This window comes from Pseudomonas sp. BNK-7 (assembly GCF_048072025.1).
Lineage (GTDB): Bacteria > Pseudomonadota > Gammaproteobacteria > Pseudomonadales > Pseudomonadaceae > Aquipseudomonas > Aquipseudomonas danubii.
The window spans coordinates 1,025,376-1,039,902 of record NZ_CP182252.1 but is presented as its reverse complement, the minus strand read 5'-3'; the positions used below and the strand labels follow the sequence as shown (position 1 = coordinate 1,039,902).

Genomic DNA, 14,527 nt, shown 5'->3' with positions numbered 1-14,527 from the left:
CGCTCACCGGGCAGGCGCTGGCAGTTGAGGTAGGGCATGGACAGGTTCCAGGAAATGCAGGTGTTCGTTTGCGTCGCTCAGGAGCAAGGCTTCGCTGCTGCCGCTCGGCGCCTGAGTCTGTCGGCCGCCAGTGTGACCCGAGCCGTCGCCGCGCTGGAGCAGCGCATCGGCACTCAGTTGTTGATCCGCACCACCCGCAGTGTGCATTTGAGCGAAGCCGGGCAAGGCTACCTGGAGGATTGCCGGCGCATTCTGGCCGAGGTCCAGGACGCCGAGGCTTCGGCCGCCGGCATCCACGCCCAGCCCCGGGGTCAATTGACCCTGACTGCGCCGGTGCTGTTCGGTGACCTCTTCGTCACTCCACTGCTGGTGCGCTACCTGCAACGTTATCCACAGGTCAACGTCAACGCCCTGCTGCTGGACCGGGTGGCGAGCATGGTGGAGGAGGGCATCGACGTGGCGATACGTATCGGCGAGTTGCCCGACAGTGGCCAGCACAGCGTCCGAGTCGGCGAGGTGCGCCGCGTTGTCTGCGCCGCGCCGGAGTTTCTTGCCGTCCACGGCCGTCCCCAGCATCCCGATGACCTGCGCCAGGCGCCGGTGATCGCGCCGTCGTCCGTGGGCCAGGCGCGCAACTGGCAGTTCAACGATGCCGGTCGGCCCTTGAGCATTCGGCCCGAACCGCGGTTGCTGGTCAGCGCCAATCAGGCGGCCATCAGTGCCGCCTGCCTGGGGTTGGGCCTGACCCGAGTGCTGTCCTATCAGGTCGCCGACCAGGTCGCGGCGGGGCAGTTGGAAATTGTCCTCCAGGCCTTCGAGCTGGCGCCCTTGCCGATCCATGTGGTGTACCAGGGCGGGCGCAAGGCGCCGGCGCGGGTGCGCAGCTTTGTCGACTTCGCCGTACAGGCTTTGCGTGAGCATCCATCGCTCAATCCTTGATCAGCGTTGTTGCGCTGGATGAAAGGATGGATTGCGATTTCTGGTGATTCTGTTGTTTTTTCCCAGGGATCAAGATGGGGCTCCCAGCGCGGCACTTCGACCGCGCCTCGTTCGCGGAGTCGACCATGTCTCAGCCACCTATCAAGTTCTACAACTTTCCCCGTTCCGGGCATGCCCATCGGGTCGAGCTGATGCTGTCCCTGCTGGACCTGCCCAGCGAAACCATCTTTGTCGACCTGGCCAAGGGCGCCCACAAGCAGGCGGACTTCCTCGCCCTCAACGTCTTTGGCCAAGTGCCGGTGATCGACGACCAGGGCGTGGTGCTGGCCGATTCCAATGCGATCCTGGTGTATCTGGCCCAGCGTTATGGTCAGGGCCGCTGGTTGCCCAGCGATCCGGTGGGCGCGGCCCAGGTGCAGCGCTGGCTGTCGGTGGCGGCGGGGCAGATCGCCTTTGGACCGGCGGCGGCGCGGTTGATCACGGTGTTTGGCGCCTCGTTCAATGCCGAGGAAGTCATCGCCCGTGCCCACGCGCTGCTCAAGATCATGGATCAGGAGCTGGCGAGCCGGCCCTTCCTGGTAGGGCAGCAGGCGACCATTGCCGATGTCGCGGGCTACAGCTACATCGCCCACGCCCCGGAAGGCAACGTGTCCCTGGACGCTTACCCCCATGTACGGGCCTGGCTGCAGCGTATTGAAGCCTTGCCCGGCTTTGTCCCCATGCCATCCACGGCGGCGGGTTTGAAAAGCGCCTGAAGAGCCACTCTGCGGAGGCCACCACATGAGCACGCATTCACCTTGGCATGCCGGCGAACGGCAATTGCAGCTCCAGGCAGGGGTGGCCGAGCGCATGGAAGCCTTCGGCGCCAAAGTCATCCGTGCGGCCATGCCCGAGCAGCACCAGCAGTTCTTCGGACAACTGCCGTTCATCCTGGTGGGCGCGGTGGATGCCCACGGCGATCCCTGGGCGAGCCTGCTTGAAGGGCCGCCCGGTTTTGCCCAGGCCCCGCAAGCCAACCTGCTGCGCCTTGCCAGCCTGCCGGCCGCCGATGATCCGCTGCAGTTGCAGGAAGGCGCGGCAGTGGGCCTGTTGGGGATCGAACTGCATACCCGGCGACGCAATCGTCTCAACGGTCGTATCGACGAGCTCGATAGCCGAGGCTTTTGCCTCAGGGTGCAACAGTCGTTTGGCAACTGCCCGCGCTACATCCAGTTGCGCGATCTGCAGCGGGTGCCCTTGAGCGATCCGGCCAGCCGCCCGGCCCAGCACCGACAGGACCTGGACCCGGCGGCCCGGGCCCTGATCGGTGCCGCCGATACCTTCTTCGTCGCCAGCTATGTCGATGTGGAGGGCCAGCGTGCGGTAGATGTCTCCCATCGTGGCGGCCCGACCGGGTTCGTTCGAGTCGAAGGCAACTGCCTGACCATCCCGGATTTCGCCGGCAACCTGCATTTCAGTACCCTGGGCAACCTGCTGCTCAATCCCCGGGCGGGCTTGCTGTTCATCGACTTTCACAGTGGCGAGTTGCTGCAACTCAGTGGGCGTACCGAAATCATCTTAGGCGGCCCGCTGCTCAGCACCTTCCAGGGCGCCGAGCGCGTGTGGCGCTTTACCGTGGAGCGGCTGGTGCGGCGGCCGGCAGCCCTGTCCCTGCGGGGCTTGTAACGGGCCCTGGGCGCCTGCAGAAAAAAGTCTTCGCCAGCGATTGCCGCCAGCCGCGGCCCTGCGTAGGCTGGCGCGATCTCAAGGTTGATCATCTGCAGAGCGCCCGGCACGCCGGGGCTTTGTTGCGTTAAAGGGAATCAACGATTCATGCTGCCCCGGGTCTTGCTCCGCCTCTTCGCCCTATTGCTTTGCCCGGTGCTGCTCAGCGCCTGCCGCCTCGAAGACGCCCCCCCTCTGGATCAACAACTCTACATCTGGCAACGGCAGTGGACGCCTGCCCACGCCGACGCTCTGGCCGGTTCCCGGGCCGACTTTTCCACAGCCCGGGTCCTGGCCCTGCAGGCTTTTCCACAGGCTGGCTGGAGCCGTGCGCGGATCGACGCCGGCTTGCTCAAGCAGGATGCCCGGCCGTTGATCGCGGTGATCCGCCTCGACGGGCAACTGCCGTCCCTGGATCAGGACGAGATCATCCGTCAGGTCCAACAACTGCTGACGGACTGGCAGGAGCAGGGCCTGACTCTGGCTGGGATCGAGATCGACCACGATGCCGGCAGCGCGCGCTTGCCCGCCTACGCCAAGCTGCTTGAGCGCTTGCGGGCTGTACTGCCGAGCCAACTGCCCCTGAGCATCACCGCCTTGCCGGCCTGGCTCGACAGTCGCGAGTTGCCGGGCCTGCTGGCCAAGGTCGACAGCAGCGTGCTGCAGGTGCACGCCGTAAGTGATCCTCGGCAGGGCCTGTTCGACCCACGACAAGCCGAGCAATGGGCTCGGCGTTGGGCGCGCATCAGCGACAAACCCTTCTATCTGGCCTTGCCCGCCTACGGCGTCGCCTTGCTCCCCGCTGCCGAAGGCGCGCCCCTGGTGGAGAGCGAGGCGCCGCTGCGACGGCGCGGTCAGCGCCAGGAACTGATGGCCGACCCCGAGCAACTCAGCCAGTTGGCCAGGACCCTGCGCAACGACCCGCCGCCGCACCTGGCCGGTCTGATCTGGTTTCGCCTGCCGCTCAAGGGCGATGTGCGGGCCTGGAGCCTGGAGACCCTGCGGGCGGTGGCCCGGGGCGACGCCCTGGCCGGCCAACTGGGCATCCGCCTGGAGGAACAGGACGGCCTGTTCGACATCCGCTTGAGCAACGCGGGCAACCTCGATCGGCCCTTGCCTGAACAACTGACCCTGGCCGTTGCCCAATGCGACGGATTCGACGGGCTGGGCGGCTATGCCGCGCAGCTGCGCGACGGCCAACTGCGGTTGACCCGCCAACAGACCGGGCGTCTGGCCGCTGGCGCCAGTCGCGCTGTGGGCTGGGCCCGCTGTACAAAAATTGACCAAGGAGCTGCGCATGTTCGTCCCTAGATCCCGTCACCTGCTGTGCCTGAGCCTGTGCCTGCCCCTGGCTCCGGCCCTGGCCTGCGGACCGACTTTCCCCATGCGCCTGCTGGACGACCGCCCACAGACGCTGGCGCAGCTGCCCGAAGGCAGTTTCCAGTTCGAGATCAGCCGCCTGGGTCAGCCCATCGTCGGGCTCATGCCGGTCGCCAAGAATGGCTTCAGTGTCGATTACAGCCTGCCTGACAGCTATTCGGTGCAAGAGCGTAACTGGGCCGAACAGCAAGGGCTGGACCAGGCTCAGCAAACCCTGGTCGGCCAGTTGCGCAAGCTCAATGACGCACGCGTAGCGGAGCAACAAGGGGCCAGCCTGCCGCTGGAGATCAAGCTCTACACCGCGGGCGCCGTGGCCTTCAGCGCCGGGGATCATGAGTTGGCGGCGGAGTATTTCCGCAAGGTGCTGGCGCTGCCCGCCGAGCAACGCGCCCTGCGCAGTACCTGGGCGGCCTATTCCCTGGGGCGGGCCCTGTCCTTTATCAGCGAGCAAGCCAACGAGCTGGACGATCAGGGCCGGCGCGACATGCGCCAGTCGGCGCGCCAGGCGTTCGCCCAGACCCGCCAGCTGAGCATCGACGCCTTCAGCGACCCCTTGAGCCTGGGCGTCGCCAGCCTGGGGGAGGAGGCCCGCATCCTCAAGGATCAGAACGACTGGAGCCAGGCCATCGATCTGTATGCCGTCCAGAACCAGCTGGGTTCGGAGGTCGGCTACAGCTCCCTGAAGCAGGTGGTGGGCGAACTGAGCGGCCTGCCGGACGCGCAGTTGCTGGAGCAGCTCAAGCATCCTTCCGTAGCCCGCTTGCTCACCGCCTCCTTGATCTCGCACCAGGCCTGGTCCTTCGGCGAGCGGCCCGAGTCGGAGGTGAAACTGATCAAGCTGCTGAGCCAGGGCACTGCGGGCAGTTTCGACAACGCCGACCGGCTGGCGGCGCTGAATTACCAGAATGGTGATTTCGCCACCGCCCAGCGCTTGCTCGAGCATGCCGGCGATGGCGGCCTGGCCTGGTGGCTGCGGGCCAAGATGGCCCTGCGTGATGGCGACAAGGTGGCTGCTGCCGCCGCATACGCCAAGGCCGCCGCGGCCTTCCCCCGCGACGAGAGCTGGGGCTTTCGCGGTGATTACGACGGCAATTACGAAGACCTCAAGCCCGGTTGCCGGGTCGAAGGCGAAAGCGCCCTGCTGGCCCTGGATCGTGGCGACTACGTGCAAGCCTTCGAGCTGCTCTACCGCAGCGGCGACATCTACTGGCACGACGCAGCCACGGTGGCGGAGCGGGTGCTGACCCTGGATGAACTCAAGCAGTTCGTCGATACCCAGGTACCCGCACCGCCGCCGACGCCCAAGCAGCCGGACGCCTACTACGAAACCCTGCCGATTGCCGCCCAGGTGCGCGAATTGCTCGGCCGGCGCCTGCTGCGCGAAGGCCGCTACGAAGAGGGTTGGGGCTACTTCGACAGCCCGGAGCGCCAGGCCATCGCCAAGGCTTACGGTGAGTACCGGCGCAGCGCCGAGTCGGCCTGGTTGCCCACGCGCCGGGCAGAGGCCTATTACCAGGCCGGCAAGCTGGCCCGTGCCTCGGGCATGGAGATCCTGGGTTACGAAATGGGCCCGGACTATCACAGCCTCTGGGGCAGCTACAGCCTGGAGATCCCGCCGGTGCAGGCCGGGCCCTTTGTCAGCGCCGATGAAGTGCAGCGTCAGCAAGCCACCACCGCCGCGCCCGACGTGCGTTACCACTACCGCTACCTGGCCGGGGAGCTGGGCAACCAGGCCGCGGACTTCCTGCCTCACACCAGCCAGGCCTATGCCGCGGTGCTGTGCAAGGCGGCGCGCTGGACCCGGGGTAGCGATGCGGAGATCGCCTACTACCGGCGCTACGTGGAAAACGGCCCCTTTGTGGAGTGGGCCGGCAACTTTGGCATGAACTGCCAGGAGCCGGACTTCGGCAGCGCCAACAAGCGCTACCTGACCCAGTGGCTGGACGCATCCCGTTCCGCGGTGGCCGAGCACAGGCTGGTTGCTGGCGCCGGTGCCGGCGTGCTGCTGTTGGGGGCGGCCTACCTGTTCCGACGCCGCCGCGCGGTGCCCTCGCACAAGGCGACATAAAGGCGTGCCCCGGATCCTGTAGCCGCTGCCGCAGGCTGCGAACGAGCTGGGCGGCACTCCGACGCAGCGGTCGCGGCGATCTCTGGGGCGCACATTTTGTCTAGGGATCGCCAGGCAAGGTCCTGCGGACCTTCGCGCAGCTTCGCCGAGGCTCAGCAGCGGCTACAGAGCCGTGCTGGTCGGCTTTTTGTAGCCGCTGCCGCAGGCTGCGAACGAGCTGGGCGGCACTCCGACGCAGCGGTCGCGGCGATCTCTGGGGCGTACATTTTGTCGAGGGATCGCCAGGCAAGGTCCTGCGGACCTTCGCGCAGCTTCGCCGAGGCTCAGCAGCGGCTACAGATGCCGTCAGGCCTGCTGGACGAAGGTCAGGCGCAAGGCAAAGCCGATCAGCAGGCTGCCGAACAGCCATTGCTGCACGCGCTGGGCCGAAGGGCTGCGCTGCATCCAGCGGCCCAGCCCGGCGCCGGCCAGGGCGTAGCAGCAGTCGAACAGTCCGCCCACCGCCACCAGCAACACACCCAGGGTGACGAATTGGGGGGCTACCGCGCCGGCCTGGGGATCGATGAACTGCGGCAACAGCACCGAGCAGAACAGCAGCGCCTTGGGGTTCAGCAGGTTGGTCAGCAGGCCGCGCTGGATCGCCTGGCGCCAGCGCAGGGGCGTGGCCGTCACGCCGGCGCTGTCGAGGTTGGGCAGCAGGTTGGCGCGCAGGCACTGGATACCGATCCACAGCAGGTAGGCGGCGCCCGCCAGGCGTACCACGTCGAAGGTCCAGGGGGCGGCCTTGAACAGCGCCGCCAGGCCCAGGGCGGCCAGGGCCACGTGGCAGCCGCGGGAGATCGCCAGCCCCAGGGCCGTGGCCAGCGCCTGGGCCTTGCCCTGGCGGGCACCGGTCTGCAGCAGCAGGATCATGTCGGGGCCGGGCAGCAGGTAGACCACCGCCAGAGCCAGGAAATACATCCACAGTTGCGCCACCTTGCCCCCCCATTCGTTGTCGACTCGGTGCGCCCAGTTTAGGGCCACAGGGGCGGGCAGGTGCTTGCGTAATCAACCAGCAAGACGGTGAAAATTGGCATAATCTTCCAGCTTTCAATGGAGCGGCCATCCGGATATGCCAAACATGAAACTCGATGCCTACGACCGCAAGATCCTTGCTGCCCTGCAGCGCGACGGCCGCCTGAGCAATGTGCAACTGGCCGAGGAGATCGGCCTGTCGCCGTCACCCTGTTTACGTCGGGTGCGCATGCTGGAGGAGGCGGGGGTGATCCGTGGTTACCAGGCGACCCTGGACCGGGATGAAGTGGGGCTGGGGCTGACGGTGTTCGTCGGGGTCAAGGTGGAGCGGCACAACGACGCCGAGGCCGAAGCCTTCCGCCAGGCGGTGTTGCAGTTGCCGGAGGTGATCTCGGCGTTCCTGGTGTCCGGCGAGTCGGACTTCCTGCTGCAGGTGGTGGTCCCGGACCTGCGCGGTTACGACCGGTTTCTCACCGGCTGCCTGCTGAAGATCCCCGGGGTCAGCGACATCCGCAGCAACTTCGCCATTCACACGGTGAAAACCCCGGGGCCCCTGCCATTGGGGCACTTGCCCGGCTGATGACCCTGGCCAGCCGGGTCAGCGCCTCACCGGCTTGCTCTAGCTACTGTGGCGAGGGAGCTTGCTCCCGCTCGGTCGCGCAGCGGCCGCAGAATCTGGCTACGCGGGGTGTCAGGTACTTTGCGTTGGCCGGGCCTGGGGCCGCGTTGCAGCCCAGCGCGAGCAAGGGCTCAGGTCCACCAGTAGCGCACCAGGTGGAAGAAGATCGGTGCAGCGAAGCACACCGAGTCCAGGCGATCGAGCATGCCGCCGTGGCCTTCGATCATGTGGCCCCAGTCCTTGACCCCGCGGTCGCGCTTGATCGCCGACATGACGATGCCGCCGGCAAAGCCCAGCAGGTTGATCAGCAGGGCGATCAGGAACGACTGCCAGACATTGAACGGGGTGATCCAGAACAGCGCGCCGCCGATCAAGGACGCCAGGAGGATGCCACCGACAAAGCCCTCGACGGTCTTGGACGGCGACAGGTTGGGGGCGATCTTGCGCTTGCCGAAGAGTTTTCCACAGACGTACTGCAGCACATCCGAGAGCTGCACCACGATCACCAGATAGGCGATCAGCAGCAGGTTGCGGCCTTCGTAGCCGGCGATGTCCAGGGTCAGCAGGGCCGGCACGAAGGACACGCAGAACACCGCGATCATCAGCCCCCACTGAACCTTGGAGGCGCGTTCCAGAAAGTGCGTGCTGTCGCCCCCCAGGGACGCCAGGATTGGCAGCAGCAGGAACACGTAGACCGGGATGAAGATCGAGAACAATCCGTACCAGTCGGAGTAGATCAGCAGGTACTGCAGGGGCAGGGCCAGATAGAAGGCCGCCACCAGGGCCGGGTAATCGCTGCGCCGGGTCGGGGTCAGGGTGAGGAATTCGCGCAGGGCGTAGAACGACACCGCGTAGAACAGCAGGATCACCGCCGCCGTGCCGAGCCAGAAGGCGATGCCGATCACCAGCACCATCACCCACCAGGCATTGATCCGCGCATTGAGGTTGTCGATCACCGGGTTGGGTGTGCCGCGGGTGCGCCACTTGAGGATGAAACCGATCAGCGAGGCCAGCACCAGAATGGCGCCGATGCCACCGAACAACATCAGGGTCTGCTTATCCATGTCAGCTGTGCTCCGGGGCCAGGGCCAGCAGCGCGGCGCGGCTGCGTTCGAGGAAGTGTTCCTTGCTTTCATCCTCTTCCAGGGTCAGTGGCGCACCGAAGCTGGTGGTGCACAGCAGGGGCAGGGGCAGGAAGCGGCCCTTGGGCATGACCCGGTTGAGGTTGGCGATCCACACCGGAATCACCTCTACCTGTGGATAACGTTTGGCCAGGTGGTAGATCCCGCTCTTGAACGGCAGCAGGCCGTCTTCCAGGTTGCGCGTGCCCTCCGGAAAGATGATCAGCGAGTCGCCGTTGTCCAGGGCATCGAGCATCGGCTGCATGGGATTGTTATCCACAGCCTCCTTGCGCTCGCGGTCGATCAGCACGCCGTTGAACACCCGGTTGATGATGTAGCGGCGCAGGGGGCTTTTGTGCCAGTAGTCGGCACCGGCCACGGGCCGGGTCAGTTTGCGCAGGGCCGGCGGCAGAGAGGCCCAGAGCAGCACAAAGTCGCCGTGGCTGCTGTGGTTGGCGAAGTAGATCCGCTGCACCGGCCGCGGCGCGGAGCCGAGCCACAGGCTGCGGGCGCCAGTGATGCTGCGGGCGGCGGAGGTGATGAGGTTGGCAACCAGGGGTTCGAACATGGGCATTCCTTATCCGGCGAAGGTCAGCCAGGGGCTGGCCAGGATCAAGCTCAACAGCACCAGCACTTGTGCCGCCAGCAGCAACGCCTGGCGGCGCAGCAGGCCAAGGGCTCCGCGGCTGCGTTGGTCCCAGGGCCGGCCGCCTTTTTCCACAGGCTGCAGGCCGAGGGCGCCCAGGGCCTGATCCAGGGCCTGGGTGCTGTGTTCGAGGGACGCGGGACTATCGGCCACGCGCTGAAACAGGTCGGCGTCGAAGGCCACGCGCAGCGCCAGGTACTTTTCCACCAGCCCCAGCAGCACCAGGGCGAGGCTGACGATCAGGCCTCCCAGGCTGACACTGGCCAGCAGGTACTGGCCCAGGCCATACAGGGCGCCCAGTAGGGTCAGGCCTGTGGATAACTGATCCAGGGCCCGGCCCCGGCGCAGCAGGCTGGCGACGCTGTAGAGCTGCATCTCACTGGACATGGGCCGCTCTCTTGCTACTGATCAGGGTTTCCAGCGCCTGCCGATGGGCCGCTTGCAGGACGATCTGCGGGCGTGCCCGCTGGATCTGCACGATGGCCGCGTCCACGGTGGCGGCGCGGCCGCTGTGCAGCAGCCAGGCGGCAATCGCCGTGGCACTGCGGGAATAGCCCAGGGCGCAGCACACCAGCAGCGGGCCTTGCTGGCGCAGGCGTTCAACGGCTTGCGCCGCAGCCAGGCACTGCTCGGGGCTGAGGGCACACAGGTCCAGTACCGGCAGGCTCTGGTAGGCCTGCAAGCCACGGCGGTCCAGGGACAGCTCGGCGCACAGGTCGAGCACCGCGACAAAGGGGCTGTCCTTGAGCTCCGCCGGAGTCGGCAGGCGGCCGAGCCAGACGTTATCCACAACTTGATCCGGCTGTGGATGTTTTTTTGTCCACAGCCGCGAGTTGATCCAGGCCGCTGCCAGATAGGGCGCCAGCAACCAGCGGGCGGCGGGGCTCAGGCGTCCGTCCTCGCGTTTCTGGAACCCTGCGGCGCCGAGCAGCGCGTAGTTCAGGGCCACCAGCAACAGCGCCACGGCGGGCCAGATCAACCACAGCCCGGTGCCGCCCCAGGTGAAGGCGGCCACCGCCAATAGCGCCGCGCCCAGGGCGTAGCGCCAGGCCAGTTGGCGGCGCCGCGGGTCTTGGGTCCGTTGTGCGCTGAACAGCGGGCTGGGGCGATCCAGCGGCCACAGCCAGACGCACAGCCAGCCGGCCAGGGCGCCGGTAGGCACATCGACAAAGTGGTGTTGATAAGTGGTGAGCACCGACACCCCGATCAAGCCGAACCAGCCATGCACCAGCCAGCGCCAGAAGCCCTGGCTATGCCGGGCGTAGCAGACCCACAGCACCACCAGCAGCGCGATGTGCAGGGAAGGGGCCTGGTTGAAGGGCTTGTCGAAGCCGGCCAGCACCTCGAACAGCCAGCCGAAGACCCCGTCCAGCTCTGGCCGGGCAAAGGTGAAACGCAGCGGCCAGAGCAGGAAGCAACTGACCGCGATCACCTGGGCGGTGAGCAGGCGCAGGGCGTGGCGCTTGAGCTCGTCCCGGCTGCGCGGCAGCAGCAGGGAGAAGCCGTAGAGCAGGTCGATGGACCAGTAGGGCACGATGGTCCAGGCCCAGAACGGCATATGCCGCTCCCAGTCGAAGACCAGACTGCCGACGTCGTCGCGCTGGGCCGTGACCCAGGTGGCGAAGCCGTAGGTGCTGAAGAACAGCGGTGCCAAGAGCAGCAGCCAGAGCACCGCCGGTTTCAGCAGGCCCGGCTCCCGCGCCGGCAAGGCGCCTGCGCTCATCATTGCACCCGTTGCGCCAGGGACACGCTGAAGATCCCCCACTCATCCACGCGCATGGTGATCTTGCGAAAGCCTGCGGCTTCCACCAACTGATCCATTTCCGCCTGGGTGCGGCGGCGCATGACCCAGGCTTGGCCTTCGCGGTGGCTGGTCAGGGCGCGGGCGATCAGTTCCAGTTGCGGGTGCCACGGCTGGCCGGTGTACACCAGGTAGCCGCCGGGTTCCACGGCGCTGGCCAGCCCCGCCAGGGAACCGCCGACCATCTGGTTGTCGGCGAACAGTTCATAGAGCCCGGAGACCACCGCCAGGGTCGGCTTGGGATCGAGGGCCGCCAGGTCCTCGCGATCGAAGGCGTTGCCTTTGACGAAGCGCGCGATGTCACCCAGGCCCTTTTCCTGGATCAGGGCACTGCCGTCGCGCACGTTGATGTCGCTGTAGTCGCGCAGCAGGATCGATTCCGGCAGCGGGCTGACCCCTTGCAGGGCTTCGAGGATGTAGCGGCCGTGGCCGGCGGCGATGTCGACGATGCGCACTTCGCTGTCCTGCTCACGGAGCTTTTCCATGGCCAGGCGCAGCAGCTCCTCCACGTGCAGCTTGCGCTGGCGAATGCCGCGCCAGCCGATGGAGTTCAGGTAGTTCTGGTCGATCAGCCGGCCCAGGGCGGAATGCCCGGTGGGCTGGTTGCGGTAGACGTAGTCCAGGGTGCTGCCGGAGTCGAAGCCGGTGTCGAAGCCCAGCTTGACCCCCGCCGACAGCTGGCTGCCCAGGCGCATGCTGGCGCGGGTCGCGCGCCAGTACAGGTCGCGCAGGGAGTTGTGCGGCAGCGGCGCGGCCAGGGCTTCAGATTCGGCGCAGGTCACGCCCAGGCGGTCGGCGTCCAGCAGGGCAGGGCGGTTCAGCGGGCGGGCGAAGTTCTGCAGGATGAAGCGGCGGATGCTGGCCATGGCCGGCGCGCGGTTCTTTTCTCCCAGGGTGTCGTGGAAGAAGCCCGGGAGGATGTGTTTTTCCTTGTGCAGGCTGCCCAGGCGTTCGAAGAACTGCTCCTGGGGCTTGCGGTGCACCACGAAGTCCGAGCCGGAGATCAGCAGTTGGGTCGGCACCTGAATGGCCTGGGCATCGGCCACCACCCGGTCGGCTGCTTCATACAGGCCCAGCAGCACGTTGACCGAGATCGCCTTGGTGATCAGCGGGTCGGCATCGTAGCTGTGGACCCGTTCCGGGTCGTGGCTCAAGAAGCGCGCCTTGACGTAGCTGTTGACGAAGAAGTTGCCGCGAAAGCGCCGCATCAGGGCCAGGCCGGGGCGGGCGAAAGGCACGTACAGCTTGACCTTGAACGCCGGCGAGGCCAGCACCAGGGAGCGAATCCGTGGGGCGTAGTCGTGGACCCAGGTGGAGGCGATCACCGCACCGACGCTCTGGGCCACCACGGCGATGTTTTCTTCATCGATGCCGTGGGCGCTGCCCAGGTGGTCGCAGAAGGTCTGCACGTCGCGCACGCTGGTGGCGAAGCTCGGGCTGTCGCCCCGGGCCCCCGGCGATTGGCCGTGGCCACGGGCGTCCCAGGCGAAGAAGTCGACCTGCGGCAGGTTCAGCTCGTCCACCAGATGGGCAATGCGCCCGGAGTGTTCGTGACCGCGATGAAACAGCATCACCGCCTGCCGCGGTTCGCCGGGGGCCACTTCAGTGGCCGGCCAGTGGCGGTAAAACAGTTCGACGCCGTCATGGGTCCGGAACGTCTGGTGTTGAGCGTCGCGCATTACCATTTCCTTATGCAGAGGGAGCGTTGTGCTGAACTTCTTTGAGGCCCTGGCGGACCCGATTGATCAGGGTGTAGACCAGCAAAGCGGCGACCAGTGCCAACACGCCGTTGATCCACAGGGCGCCGAGCCAGCCCAGGGCGATGCCGGTGGCCAGCACGCCGAGGATGAAGGCGCGGTCGCTTTTGCCCATGGGCCCGTCGTAGCGCCGTGAGGCGCCGACCATCGGCCCGAGCACTCCGGCGTATTCGCTGAACAGCGCCAATAGGGTCACGGCCAGCACCAGCAGCAGGCTGACGCCCGGGAGCAGGGCGAAGGGCAGGATCAGGGCGCTGTCGGCGACCACGTCGCACAGTTCATTGAGGTAGGCGCCCAGGCGCGATTGCTGGCCGAATTCCCGGGCCAGCATGCCGTCGATGGCATTGAGCGCCATGCGCAGGATCATCCACAGCGGAATCAGGGCGAACAGCCAGGTGTGGCTGGCGAACAGGGCGATGACGGTGCCGACCAGGAGTGAGACGACGGCGGCCAGGACGGTGATCTGGTTGGCCGTGGTGCCGTTGTCGTACAGGCGCTGCACCAACGGCCGCAGCAAGTTCTGAAAGCGCGGTTTGAGCTGGTAAATCGAGAGCATGATGGGACGGTTCCTTGTCGCACGCGGTGAGCAGGGCTGGATTATTGCCTTAAATGCCAGGGGCTGACATCAGAAGTTTCTGCTTGAGCAACTGGCTGCCAGTTGTGTCTAGTCTCTGTACGGAAAGCCTGGATACTCGGCGATGCTGTGTTGAAAACGGTCTCGTGCGCGAGTCTGATCGGGATGCTCATTTACACCCCGTAAAGTCGAACGCGACTCAGGCCGTTCCTCGATCGTTTTCGCTTTGCCTGACCTTCGTCTCAAAACTTTTCGTATAGAGACTACGACGCACGCCGTAGCTGAAAAGGCATGGCGTGCGACAAAAAATTCACTCGATGGCTAATACAGCAACGCATTGCCCCAGCGTTATCCGCAGCGCCGGCGCGCCTGGCAGTATTGATCGGCGCGCAATTCCGGGTACTGGTGGATGGTCCGCCGAGCCTGCCGAGCAAAGCATCCGGGTCGCGGTCATGAGTAAGGTTCCACGTGGAACACATGAACTGGGTAGCCCGTGGATTCCCACCGCAAGGCCGCCGCGCAGAATATTTTCATCCCGGCTGTAACGCCGGGGGGCTTCCTCTCTCTAGTGCTATGACGGGATTGCACACGCCTCCCGTCGTCCCCTGCGATTATTGAGGAACAAAAAATGAACATGAAGAAAACCGCTGCTGGTGCTGCCCTGGCTTTCGCTGCCGCCACCCTGTTTGCCGGTGTTGCCACTCAGGCGTCGGCAGCTGATGCCCAGGTTCATTGTTATGGCGTCAACGGCTGCAAAGGCCAGAACGACTGCAAGACCAAAGACCACGCCTGCAAAGGCATGGGCGCTTGCAAAGGCCAGGGCTTCAAGGCCATGACCCAGTCGGAGTGCGAAAAAGCCGGCGGCAAAGTCGGCGAGTAAGCGGCGAATCCGTGCAGCCGCAGT

Annotated in this window: 13 protein-coding genes and 1 pseudogene; 7 read left to right on the top strand and 7 right to left on the bottom strand. The window is 66.0% G+C overall.

The window, feature by feature from the left end; genetic code table 11:
• Positions 1–36: 36 nt before the first annotated feature.
• The 5 genes and pseudogenes from ACMGF8_RS04875 (at position 37) to ACMGF8_RS04855 (ending at position 6,091) form a co-directional block, all read left to right on the top strand.
• Positions 37–939, top strand: coding sequence for a LysR family transcriptional regulator (locus tag ACMGF8_RS04875; RefSeq protein ID WP_102862407.1), 903 nt, complete (start codon positions 37–39; stop codon positions 937–939).
• 125 nt (positions 940–1,064) lie between these two features.
• Positions 1,065–1,694, top strand: coding sequence for a glutathione S-transferase family protein (locus ACMGF8_RS04870; RefSeq protein ID WP_102862406.1), 630 nt, complete (start codon positions 1,065–1,067; stop codon positions 1,692–1,694).
• Between the two features lie 25 nt (positions 1,695–1,719).
• Positions 1,720–2,595, top strand: a pseudogene (locus ACMGF8_RS04865) (pyridoxamine 5'-phosphate oxidase family protein); the annotation flags it as partial.
• 156 nt (positions 2,596–2,751) lie between these two features.
• A complete protein-coding gene (locus ACMGF8_RS04860) occupies positions 2,752–3,954 on the top strand; it encodes a DUF3142 domain-containing protein (protein ID WP_102862404.1) in 1,203 nt (400 codons plus the stop codon).
• Positions 3,941–6,091 (top strand): hypothetical protein, encoded by a 2,151-nt coding sequence (locus ACMGF8_RS04855; protein WP_416758858.1) that lies wholly within the window; start codon positions 3,941–3,943, stop codon positions 6,089–6,091. The genes ACMGF8_RS04860 and ACMGF8_RS04855 overlap by 14 nt, the downstream gene beginning before the upstream one ends.
• Positions 6,092–6,436: 345 nt before the next feature.
• Here ACMGF8_RS04855 and ACMGF8_RS04850 read toward each other — a convergent pair whose 3' ends face one another.
• Entirely contained in the window at positions 6,437–7,051 is a 615-nt protein-coding gene (locus tag ACMGF8_RS04850; protein ID WP_416760268.1) for a LysE family translocator, read from the bottom strand.
• A 160-nt stretch (positions 7,052–7,211) separates the two neighbouring features.
• Between ACMGF8_RS04850 and ACMGF8_RS04845 the strand changes: the two genes are divergently transcribed.
• Entirely contained in the window at positions 7,212–7,685 is a 474-nt protein-coding gene (locus tag ACMGF8_RS04845; RefSeq protein ID WP_016966246.1) for an Lrp/AsnC family transcriptional regulator, read from the top strand.
• Between the two features lie 170 nt (positions 7,686–7,855).
• Here the strand turns inward: ACMGF8_RS04845 and ACMGF8_RS04840 are convergent, their stop codons facing one another.
• The 6 genes from ACMGF8_RS04840 to ACMGF8_RS04815 are packed head-to-tail and all read right to left on the bottom strand — an operon-like array spanning position 7,856 to position 13,605.
• Positions 7,856–8,788, bottom strand: coding sequence for a phosphatidate cytidylyltransferase (locus tag ACMGF8_RS04840; RefSeq protein ID WP_102862402.1), 933 nt, complete (start codon positions 8,786–8,788; stop codon positions 7,856–7,858).
• 1 nt (position 8,789) lies between these two features.
• On the bottom strand, positions 8,790–9,413 hold the full coding sequence (locus ACMGF8_RS04835; RefSeq protein WP_207166805.1) for a lysophospholipid acyltransferase family protein: 624 nt from the start codon (positions 9,411–9,413) through the stop codon (positions 8,790–8,792).
• 9 nt (positions 9,414–9,422) lie between these two features.
• Entirely contained in the window at positions 9,423–9,878 is a 456-nt protein-coding gene (locus tag ACMGF8_RS04830; protein WP_102862400.1) for a hypothetical protein, read from the bottom strand.
• Positions 9,868–11,214 (bottom strand): phosphatase PAP2/dual specificity phosphatase family protein, encoded by a 1,347-nt coding sequence (locus tag ACMGF8_RS04825; protein WP_102862536.1) that lies wholly within the window; start codon positions 11,212–11,214, stop codon positions 9,868–9,870. The genes ACMGF8_RS04830 and ACMGF8_RS04825 overlap by 11 nt, the downstream gene beginning before the upstream one ends.
• Positions 11,214–12,971, bottom strand: a complete 1,758-nt coding sequence (locus ACMGF8_RS04820; RefSeq protein ID WP_207166803.1) for a bifunctional alpha/beta hydrolase/class I SAM-dependent methyltransferase — start codon at positions 12,969–12,971, stop codon at positions 11,214–11,216. The genes ACMGF8_RS04825 and ACMGF8_RS04820 overlap by 1 nt, the downstream gene beginning before the upstream one ends.
• Positions 12,972–12,981: 10 nt before the next feature.
• The gene (locus ACMGF8_RS04815; protein ID WP_102862398.1) at positions 12,982–13,605 is read right to left on the bottom strand and encodes a CDP-alcohol phosphatidyltransferase family protein; all 624 of its coding nucleotides are present in this window, start codon (positions 13,603–13,605) and stop codon (positions 12,982–12,984) included.
• 646 nt (positions 13,606–14,251) lie between these two features.
• Here ACMGF8_RS04815 and ACMGF8_RS04810 point away from each other — a divergent pair.
• A complete protein-coding gene (locus tag ACMGF8_RS04810; RefSeq protein WP_102862397.1) occupies positions 14,252–14,503 on the top strand; it encodes a hypothetical protein in 252 nt (83 codons plus the stop codon).
• Positions 14,504–14,527: the final 24 nt, after the last annotated feature.

Coding starts and splice junctions, on each gene's coding strand:
- ACMGF8_RS04875 (WP_102862407.1), top strand. CDS start 37: ATGGACAGGTTCCAGGAAATGCAGGTGTTCGTTTGCGTCGCTCAGGAG.
- ACMGF8_RS04870 (WP_102862406.1), top strand. CDS start 1,065: ATGTCTCAGCCACCTATCAAGTTCTACAACTTTCCCCGTTCCGGGCAT.
- ACMGF8_RS04860 (WP_102862404.1), top strand. CDS start 2,752: ATGCTGCCCCGGGTCTTGCTCCGCCTCTTCGCCCTATTGCTTTGCCCG.
- ACMGF8_RS04855 (WP_416758858.1), top strand. CDS start 3,941: ATGTTCGTCCCTAGATCCCGTCACCTGCTGTGCCTGAGCCTGTGCCTG.
- ACMGF8_RS04850 (WP_416760268.1), bottom strand. CDS start 7,051: ATGTATTTCCTGGCTCTGGCGGTGGTCTACCTGCTGCCCGGCCCCGAC.
- ACMGF8_RS04845 (WP_016966246.1), top strand. CDS start 7,212: ATGAAACTCGATGCCTACGACCGCAAGATCCTTGCTGCCCTGCAGCGC.
- ACMGF8_RS04840 (WP_102862402.1), bottom strand. CDS start 8,788: ATGGATAAGCAGACCCTGATGTTGTTCGGTGGCATCGGCGCCATTCTG.
- ACMGF8_RS04835 (WP_207166805.1), bottom strand. CDS start 9,413: ATGTTCGAACCCCTGGTTGCCAACCTCATCACCTCCGCCGCCCGCAGC.
- ACMGF8_RS04830 (WP_102862400.1), bottom strand. CDS start 9,878: ATGTCCAGTGAGATGCAGCTCTACAGCGTCGCCAGCCTGCTGCGCCGG.
- ACMGF8_RS04825 (WP_102862536.1), bottom strand. CDS start 11,214: ATGAGCGCAGGCGCCTTGCCGGCGCGGGAGCCGGGCCTGCTGAAACCG.
- ACMGF8_RS04820 (WP_207166803.1), bottom strand. CDS start 12,971: ATGCGCGACGCTCAACACCAGACGTTCCGGACCCATGACGGCGTCGAA.
- ACMGF8_RS04815 (WP_102862398.1), bottom strand. CDS start 13,605: ATGCTCTCGATTTACCAGCTCAAACCGCGCTTTCAGAACTTGCTGCGG.
- ACMGF8_RS04810 (WP_102862397.1), top strand. CDS start 14,252: ATGAACATGAAGAAAACCGCTGCTGGTGCTGCCCTGGCTTTCGCTGCC.